This is a genomic window from Streptomyces endocoffeicus, assembly GCF_016741935.1.
In the GTDB taxonomy this organism is placed as follows: Bacteria; Actinomycetota; Actinomycetes; order Streptomycetales; family Streptomycetaceae; genus Streptomyces; species Streptomyces endocoffeicus.
This window is the reverse complement of record NZ_JAERRG010000002.1, coordinates 313245-322964: the sequence shown is the minus strand read 5'-3', so window position 1 is coordinate 322964 and position 9720 is coordinate 313245. Positions and strand designations below refer to the sequence as shown.

1 protein-coding gene is annotated in these 9720 nt (G+C 74.0%); it reads right to left on the bottom strand.

Features of this window, described 5'->3' with window-relative positions:
- Positions 1-39 precede the first annotated feature (39 nt).
- On the bottom strand, positions 40-9696 hold the full coding sequence (locus JK364_RS08930; protein ID WP_201849373.1) for a type I polyketide synthase: 9657 nt from the start codon (positions 9694-9696) through the stop codon (positions 40-42).
- Positions 9697-9720: the final 24 nt, after the last annotated feature.

Here is a 9720-nt window from a genome sequence, read left to right as displayed (position 1 = left end):
TTCTCGTCACAAACCTTGCGCCCGCGGACCCATCGATCCTTAGATTCCGAGTTCTTTGTCGATGAAGGCGAAGACCTCGTCGGGCGTCGCCTCCTGCAACTTCTCCGTCACGGTGCCGCTGTCGCCGTCGGCCGCCTCGGCATCGGCCGTACGGGGCTCCGCCCACTTCGCCGCGAGGTCCCGCAGCCGGACCGCGATGTCGTCCCGCGCCTCGCTGCCGGGGTCCAGGACGGACAGCGCGGACTCCAGCGCGTCGAGCTCCGCGAGTCCGGGCGCCGCGGCCGTACCGCCGTCGCCCACGATCCGGCCGCACAGGAACTCGGCGAGCGCCGCCGGGGTCGGGTAGTCGAAGACCAGCGTGGCGGGCAGCTTCTGCCCGGTGCCGGCGGTCAGCCGGTTGCGCAGCTCCAGCGCGATGAGCGAGTCGAAGCCCAGCTCCTTGAACGCCCGCCCGGCGCCGACCTCGTCGGTCGAGGAGTGGCCGAGCGCGGCGGCCGCGTTCGTACGCACGACCTCCAGGACGACCAGGGACTGCTCGGCCCGGGAGATCCCGGCCAGCCGCTTGCGCAGCGCGTCCGCCGGGGACCCGTCGGAGGCCGCGCCGGGCTCACCGGCCGGGCCGCCGGTCTCCCGCAGCCGCCGGACCTCGGGCAGCTCGCCGATGAGCGGGCTGGGGCGGACCGCCGTGTAGCCGTAGGCGAAGCGGTCCCACTGGATGTCGGCGACGGCCACGACCGTGTCCGCGTGGTCCAGGGCCCGCTGCAGCGCCGTGATCGCGGCGTGCGGGGCCATCGCCGGGACACCGCCCCGATCCAGCCGCTCGCCGATGGCACCGTCGGCGGCCAGGCCCGTCTCGCCCCAGCGGCCCCAGGCCACCGAGGTGGCGGGCAGGCCGTCGGCGCGCCGCTGCTCGGCCAGCGCGTCGAGATAGGCGTTGGCCGCCGCGTAGTTGCCCTGTCCGGCGTCGCCGAGGGTGCCCGCGATACCGGAGAACAGCACGAACGCGGACAGGTCCAGATCGCGGGTCAGCTCGTCCAGATGGCGCGCCGCGTCGGCCTTGGGGCCGAGCACGGTGGCAAACCGCTCCGGGGTGAGCGCGTCCAGTACGCCGTCGTCCAGGACGCCCGCGGCGTGCATGACCGCCGTGAGCGGCCGGTCGGCTGGGATGGCGGCGAGCAGCGTCTCGACGGCCTTGCGGTCGGCCACGTCGCACGCGGCGACGGTGACCCCGGTGCCCAGCTCGGTCAGCTCGTCCCGCAGCTCGGCAGCGCCAGGGGCGTCCAGGCCACGGCGGCTGGTGAGCACCAGGTGCTCGGCGCCGTTGCCGGCCAGCCAGCGCGCCACATGGGCGCCCAGCGCGCCCGTACCGCCGGTGACCAGCGTCGTACCGGACGGCTTCCACGACCGTACGGCGGGCGCGCCGGCCAGCGGGGCGTGGGCGAGCCTGCGGGCGAACACCCCGGCCGCGCGCACCGCGAGCTGGTCCTCGCCGTCGGTCCCGGCGAGCACCCCGGCGAGCCGGGCCAGCGCCCGCTCGTCGGGCGCGCCGGGCAGGTCCACCAGACCGCCCCAGCGCTCCGGGTACTCCAGGGCGGCGGTCCGGCCGAGGCCCCAGACGAGCGCCTGTTCGGGGGAGTCCACCTGGTCCGTCTGGCCGACGGCGACCGCGCCCCGGGTGGCGCACCACAGCGGCGCGTCCACCCCGGCGTCGCCGAGGGCCTGGATCAGCACGGCGGTACCGACCAGCCCGGCGCTGACACCGTCGGTGCCGGGCGCGGTGCCCGCGTCGAAGGCGAGCAGCGACAGCACACCCGAGACGGCTCCGGCGTCGGCCAGCTCCTCGCGCACCAGGCGGGTCAGCGACGCACGGTCCGACTCCACGGCGGTCGGGGTGATCTGCCGCACCTCGGCGCCGCGTTCGGTGAGCATCCGCACCGCGCCGAGCGTCCAGTCGTCGATGGCGGCGGACTCGGGCACGGCCAGCAGCCAGGTCCCGGACAGCCGGGGGGCCTGGGCTTCGGTCAGCGAGGTCCAGGTCACGCGGTAGCGCCAGCCGTCCACCGCGGACTGCTCGCGGGCCTGCTTGCGCCAGGACGCCAGGGCGGGCAGGACGGTGCCGAGCGAGGACCGCTCACCGTCGTCCTCGAACGCGAGGGTGTCGGCCAGCGACTCCAGGTCCTCGCGCTCGACGGCCTCCCAGAAGCGGGCGTCCACGGCGTCGGACGGCGCGCCCGACTCGTCGGCCGGGGTGCCGGCCGCCCGCGGCCAGTAGCTCTGGTGCTGGAAGGCGTACGTGGGCAGCTCGACGCGGGCCGCGCCCGTCCCCTCGTACACCGCCTCCCAGTCCACGCCGACGCCACGCGTCCACGCCTCGCCCAGCGAGGTGTAGAAGCGGTCAAGACCGCCCTCGTCGCGGCGCAGCGACCCGATCGCGGCGGCCTCACGGCCCGCGTCCTCGGCGGTCTCCTGCACACCCATCGTCAGCACCGGGTGGGCGCTGGACTCGATGAAAGCTCCGAAGCCCTCGTCCAGCAACCGCCGGACCGCGCCCTCCAGCTCAACGGTGCGGCGGAGGTTGGTGAACCAGTACTCGGCGTCCAGCTCGGAACCGTTGACCCACTCCCCCGTCACGGTGGAGAGGAACGGCACCTGGGCGTTCTTCGGCTGTACGGGCGCCAGCAACTCCAGCAGCTCCTCGCGGAGCAACTCCACCTGCGCGGAGTGCGAGGCGTAATCCACCGGCACCCGGCGCGCCCGCACCTCATCCGCCTCACACGCGGCGACCAGCTCGTCGAGGGCCTCGGGCTCACCGGAGACGACCACCGACGACGGCCCGTTGACGGCCGCCACCGAGATCCGCTCCTCGCCCCAGGCCGCGATCCGCTCCCGTACGTCCGCCACCGGCAGCGCCACCGACACCATGCCGCCCCTGCCCGCCAGCACCCGGCCAATGGCCTGGCTGCGCAGCGCCACCACACGCGCCGCGTCCTCCAGCGACAGAATCCCCGCCACACACGCCGCCGCGATCTCACCCTGCGAGTGGCCGACCACGGCCGACGGCCGCACACCCAGCGAACGCCACAGCTCCGCGAGCGAAACCATCACGGAGAACAACACCGGCTGAACAACGTCCACCCGCTCCAGTGACGGTGCGCCCTCCGCCTCGCGCAGCACCTCCACCAACGACCAGTCGGTGAACTCCGCGAGCGCGGCAGCACACTCATCAATACGGGCAGCGAACACCGGTGAAGCATCCAACAGCCCCACGGCCATGCCTACCCATTGTGACCCCTGTCCTGGGAACACGAATGCGGCCTTGCCCCCGATTGAGGCCCCCTGCACCAGATTCGGCAGGACCTGCCCCCTAGCGAGGGCGTCCAGACCCCGGACGAAATCGTCCCGGTCCGTGCCCACCAGCACCGCACGCCGGTCGAAGGCGGCGCGGGTGGTGGCCAGCGCGTGACCGATGTCCAGCGGGCGCGGGGCCGGGTCGGCGTCGAGGTGGGCCAGCAGCTTGGCGGCCTGGTCGCGCAGCGCCGCCTCGCTCTTGCCGGACACCGTCCACGGCAGCGCGCCGAGCCGCCGGGTCACCGGCTCGGCCTCACCCGGCTCCTCGGCGGGCGCCTGCTCGATGATGGCGTGGGCGTTGGTGCCGCTGAAGCCGAACGAGGATACGGCGGCCCGGCGCGGACGGCCGGTCTCCGGCCACTCCCGCGCCCCGGTCAGCAGCTCGACGCCGCCCGCCGACCAGTCCACATGCGGGGTGGGCTCGACGATGTGCAGCGACTCCGGCAGCACGCCGTGGCGCAGCGCGAGCACGAGCTTCATCACACCCGCGACACCGGCGGCCGCCTGGGCGTGGCCGATGTTGGACTTGATGGAGCCGAGCAGCAGGGGCTGCCCGTCGGACCGCTCCTGGCCGTAGGTGGCGAGCAGCGCCTGCGCCTCGATCGGGTCGCCCAGCGTCGTACCGGTGCCATGTGCCTCCACGACGTCCACATCGGCGGCGGACAGCCGGGCGTTGGCGAGAGCCTGCCGGATGACGCGCTGCTGGGACGGGCCATTGGGGGCGGTCAGGCCGTTGGACGCGCCGTCCTGGTTGATCGCCGAGCCACGGACGACGGCGAGGACCGGGTGACCGTTCTTCCGCGCGTCCGACAGCCGCTCGACCAGCAGCATGCCCACGCCCTCGGCCGGGCTGAAGCCGTCCGCGTCCGAGGAGAACGCCTTGCTGCGGCCGTCGGAGGAGAGTCCGCGCTGGCGGCTGAACTCGATGAACGTGCCCGGCGTGGCCATCACGGTCACCCCGCCCGCGAGCGCGATCGAGCACTCGCCCTGGCGCAGCGACTGGACGGCCAGGTGCAGCGCCACCAGCGACGCCGAGCACGCGGTGTCCACGGTGACCGCCGGGCCCTCCAGGCCGAAGGTGTACGAGAGGCGGCCGGAGACGACGCTCGCGGCGCTGCCGGTGGCGAGGTGGCCCTCGTAGCCCTCGGTGTTGTTGCGCATGACGATGGAGTAGTCGGAGCCGTTGGTGCCGACGAAGACACCGGACGGGCTGCCGTGCAGCGTGGCCGGGTCGATGCCGGCCCGCTCGAACGCCTCCCAGGAGGTCTCCAGCAGCAGCCGCTGCTGCGGGTCCATCGCCATGGCCTCACGCGGCGAGATCCCGAAGAAGGTGGGGTCGAAGTCGGCGGCCCCGGTGAGGAATCCGCCCTCGCGGGTGTAGCTGGTGCCCTGCGCGTCCGGGTCCGGGTTGTACAGCGACTCGATGTCCCAGCCGCGGTCGCCCGGGAACTCCGACAGCGCGTCGCCACCGGAGGCGAGCAGCTGCCACAGCGCCTCGGGGGTGCGCACCCCGCCCGGGAAGCGGCAGCTCATGGAGACGATGGCGATCGGCTCGTCGTCGGCGAGCGCCGCCGCGGTCGGCAGCGCGGCCACGGCGGCTCGCTGCCCGCCCGCGATCTCGGTGCGCAGATGGCGCGCGAGCACGGTCGGGGTGGGGTAGTCGAAGATCAGGGTCGGGGGCAGCTTCAGCCCGCTGGCGGCGCTGAGCCGGTTGCGCAGCTCGACGGCGGTCAGCGAGTCGAAGCCCAGCTCCTTGAAGGCCCGGCCCGCCTCGACGTCGTCGGCGCCCGCGTAGCCCAGGACGGCCGCGACGGCGGTGCGCACCAGCTCCAGCACCAGCCGCTCCCACTCGGCCTCCGGCACCCCGGCGAGCCGCTGGGCGAGAGCGACCGCGCCCGCGCCGTCCGCCTCGGCGTCTCCGGCCATGTCCTGGATGACGTCCCGCGCCTCGGGCAGGTCGTGCAGCAGCGGACGGGAGCGGCCGGAGGTGAAGGCGAGGACGAAGCGCTTCCACTCCATGTCGACGACGGTGAGCACCGACTCGTCGCGGTCCAGCGCGTGCTGGAGCGCGGTGACGGCAGCGCGCGGCGCCATCTCGATGACGCCGTGGCGGCGCATCCGGTCGCCGACGCCGCCCTCGGCCATCCCGCCCTCGCCCCACGGGCCCCAGGCCAGCGAGGTGGCGGGCAGGCCCTGGGCGCGCCGGTGCTCGGCGAAGGCGTCGAGGAAGGCGTTGCCCGGGGCGTAGTTGCCCTGGCCGGGTGCGCCGAAGGTGGCCGCGAAGGAGGAGAACAGCACGAACGCGGACAGGTCCAGATCCCGGGTGAGCTCGTGCAGCTGGCGGGTGGCGTCCACCTTGACCTTCAGCACCCGGTCCACCTGGTCCGGGGTCAGGCCCTCGATCACCCCGTCGTCCAGCACGGCGGCCGTGTGGACGACGGCGGTCAGCGGGTGTTCGGCGGGGATGTCCGCGAGCAGCGCCTCGACCTGGGCGCGGTCGGCCACATCGCATGCGGCGATGGTGACCTTGGCGCCGAGCTCGGTCAGTTCGGACCGCAGATCCGCCGCGCCCGGGGCGTCCAGGCCACGGCGGCTGGTGAGCACCAGGTGCTCGGCCCCGTTGCCGGCCAGCCAGCGCGCCACATGGGCGCCCAGCGCGCCCGTACCGCCGGTGACCAGCGTCGTACCGGACGGCTTCCACGACCGTACGGCGGGCGTGGCGGCCAGCGGGGCGCGCACCAGACGGCGTACGAGCGGCCCGGTGGCGCGGATCGCGACCTGGTCCTCCTCCTCGGCCCCGGCGAGCACGGTCACCAGCCGGGCCAGCGCCCGCTCGTCGGGCGCCCCGGGCAGGTCCACCAGACCGCCCCAGCGCTCGCCGTGCTCCAGCGCGGCCACCCGGCCCAGGCCCCAGACCAGCGCCTGCTCGGGGGAGTCCAGCGGGTCCGCGCGGCCGACGGAGACCGCGCCTTGGGTGGCGGACCACAGCGGCGCGCCGATCTCCGCGTCGCCGAGGGCCTGCACCAGCGCGAGCTGCGCCGCCACCCCGGCCGGGACGGAGGGGTGCCGGGGGTGCGAACGGCCGTCGAGGGCCAGCAGCGACAGCACTCCGGTGAACGGGATGCCGTCGGTCTCCGCGAGCGCGGCGCGCAGCCGCTCGGTGAGCTCTTCGCGGCCGTCGGCGGCGGTGTCCACGGTGATCCGCCGTACGTCGGCGCCGCGTTCGGCGAGCACACGGGCCACGGCGTCGGTCCAGGCGGTCCCGGTGCCCTCTGTGTCCTCGGTGTCCTCCGTGTCCTCCGTGTTTGGGGCCACGACGAGCCAGGTGCCGGTCAGCCGCGCGGACTGACTGTCGGCGAGCGGCTTCCAGGTGACGCGGTAGCGCCAGCCGTCCACCGTGGACTGCTCACGGGCCTGCTTGCGCCACGACGCCAGGGCGGGCAGCAGCGCGCTGACCCGCTCGTCGCCGTCGACGTCCAGCTCGGCGGCGAGCGTCTGCCAGTCCTCGCGCTCGACGGCCTCCCAGAAGCGGGTCTCGACGGGGTCGGCGGCGATGGCGGCGGCAGCGGTCGGGCTGCCCGCCTCCAGCCAGTAGTGCTGGTGCTGGAAGGCGTACGTGGGCAGCTCGACGCGGGCCGCGCCCGTACCGTCGAACACCCCGGCCCAGTCCACGGTGACGCCACGCGTCCACGCCTCGCCGACGGAGGCCCAGAAGCGGTCCAGACCGCCCTCGTCACGGCGCAGCGACCCGATCGCGGCCGCGTCCACACCGGCGTCCTCGGCAGTCTCCTGCACACCCATCGTCAGCACCGGGTGCGCGCTGGACTCGATGAAGGCTCCGAAGCCCTCGTCCAGCAGGCGGCGAACGGCGCCTTCCAGCTCAACCGTGCGGCGGAGATTGGTGAACCAGTACTCGGCGTCCAGCTCCGGCCCCTCGACCCACTCCCCCGTCACCGTCGACAGGAACGGCACCTGGGCGTTCTTCGGCTGTACGGGGGCCAGCAGCTCCAGCAACTCCTCGCGGAGCAACTCCACCTGCGCGGAGTGCGAGGCGTAGTCCACCGGCACCCGCCGCGCCCGCACCTCATCCGCCTCGCACGCGGCGACCAGTTCGTCGAGGGCCTCGGGCTCACCGGAGACGACCACCGACGACGGCCCATTGACGGCCGCCACCGAGATCCGCTCCTCGCCCCAGGCCCCGATCCGCTCCCGCACATCCGCCACCGGCAGCGCCACCGACACCATGCCACCCTCGCCCGCCAGCACCCGGCCGATCGCCTGACTGCGCAGCGCCACCACACGCGCCGCGTCCTCCAGCGACAGAATCCCCGCCACACACGCGGCGGCGATCTCACCCTGCGAGTGGCCGACCACGGCCGCCGGGACGACGCCCAGCGAACGCCACAGCTCCGCGAGCGACACCATCACCGCGAACAACACCGGCTGGACCACATCCACCCGCTCCAGCGACGGCGCACCCTCAGCGCCCCGCAGCACCTCCACCAACGACCAGTCGGTGAACTCCGCGAGCGCCGCGGCACACTCATCAATACGGGCGGCGAAGACGGGCGAGGCGTCCATCAGCCCCACCGCCATACCGGCCCACTGCGACCCCTGCCCCGGGAACACGAACGCCGTGCGGCCGCCGACGACGGAGCCCTGTGCGACGCCCGCCGCCATACCGCCCTCGGCCAGGGCGGCGAGCCCGGCCAGCAGTTCGTCACGGTCGTGGCCGCGCACCACGGCGCGGTGGTCGAGCTGGGCCCGGGTGGTGGTCAGCGAGAGGGCCACGTCCACCGGGCCGAGGGACGGGTCGGCCTCGAGATGGGCCAGCAGCCGCTCGGCCTGGGCGCGCAGCCCCGCCGCGCTCTTGCCCGACACCGCCCAGGGCAGGACGTCCAGCCGCTTCGTCGGGGCCGCCGGTGCCTCGGTGGCTTCCTCGGCCTCCTCGGCCTCCTCGGCGGGGGCCTGCTCCAGGATGGTGTGGGCGTTGGTGCCGCTGAAGCCGAAGGAGGACACGGCGGCGCGGCGCGGGTGGTCGGTCTCCGGCCAGGGGGTGGTGTCGGCGAGCAGCGACACCGCGCCCGCCGACCAGTCGACATGCGGGGTCGGCTCGTCGATGTGCAGCGTCTTGGGCAGCACGCCATGGCGGATGGCCATGACCATCTTGATGATTCCGGCGACACCGGCGGCGGCCTGGGTGTGCCCGATGTTGGACTTGATGGAGCCGAGCAGCAGCGGCTGGTCCTCGGTGTGCTCCTGGCCGTAGGTGGCGAGCAGCGCCTGCGCCTCGATCGGGTCGCCCAGCGTCGTACCGGTGCCGTGTGCTTCGACGGCGTCCACATCGGCGGCGGAGAGGCGGCCGTTGGTGAGCGCCTGGTGGATGACGCGCTGCTGGGACGGGCCGTTGGGCGCGGTGAGGCCGTTGGAGGCGCCGTCCTGGTTGATGGCCGAGCCACGCACGATGGCCAGCACCGGGTGACCGTGTCGGCGGGCGTCCGACAGCCGCTCGACCAGCAGCATGCCCACGCCCTCGCCCCAGCCGGTGCCGTCCGCGGCGGCGGCGAAGGGCTTGCAGCGGCCGTCGGCGGCGAGTCCGCGCTGGCGGCTGAACTCGGTGAACGTCGAGGGCGTGGCCATCACGGTGACACCGCCCGCGAGCGCCAGTGAGCATTCGCCGTTGCGCAGCGCCTGCACCGCCATGTGCAGGGTGACCAGCGACGACGAGCACGCCGTGTCGACGGTGACCGCCGGGCCCTCGAGACCGAAGGTGTACGACACCCGGCCGGAGGCGATGGAGCCGGAGCTGCCGGTGCCGAGGAAGCCCTCGACGCCCTCGGGCACCGAGTCCAGCCGCGAGGTGTAGTCGTGGTACATCACGCCCGCGAACACACCGGTCCGGTGGCCGCGCAGCCCGGTCGGGTCGATCCCGGCCCGCTCGAACGCCTCCCAGGAGCTCTCCAGCAGCAGCCGCTGCTGCGGGTCCATCGCCATGGCCTCACGCGGCGAGATCCCGAAGACCGCCGGGTCGAAGCCGCCCGCGTCGTAGAGGAACCCGCCCTCGTTCACATAGCTGGCGCCCGCCTGGTCGGGGTCGGCGTCATAGAGCGACTCGACGTCCCAGCCACGGTCCGTGGGGAAGCCGGAGATCGCGTCCTCGCCGTCCAGGACGAGCCGCCACAGCTCCTCGGGGGTGCGCACACCACCCGGGTAGCGGCAGCTCATCGCGACGATCGCGATGGGCTCCTGGTGCCGCTCCTCGACCTCGCGGAGCTGCCGACGGGCCTGACGCAGATCGGCGGTGGCCCGCTTGAGGTAGTCCCGGAGCTTGTCCTCGTTATTCACCATTGCGTCGGCTCCTTGCGAAGAGGG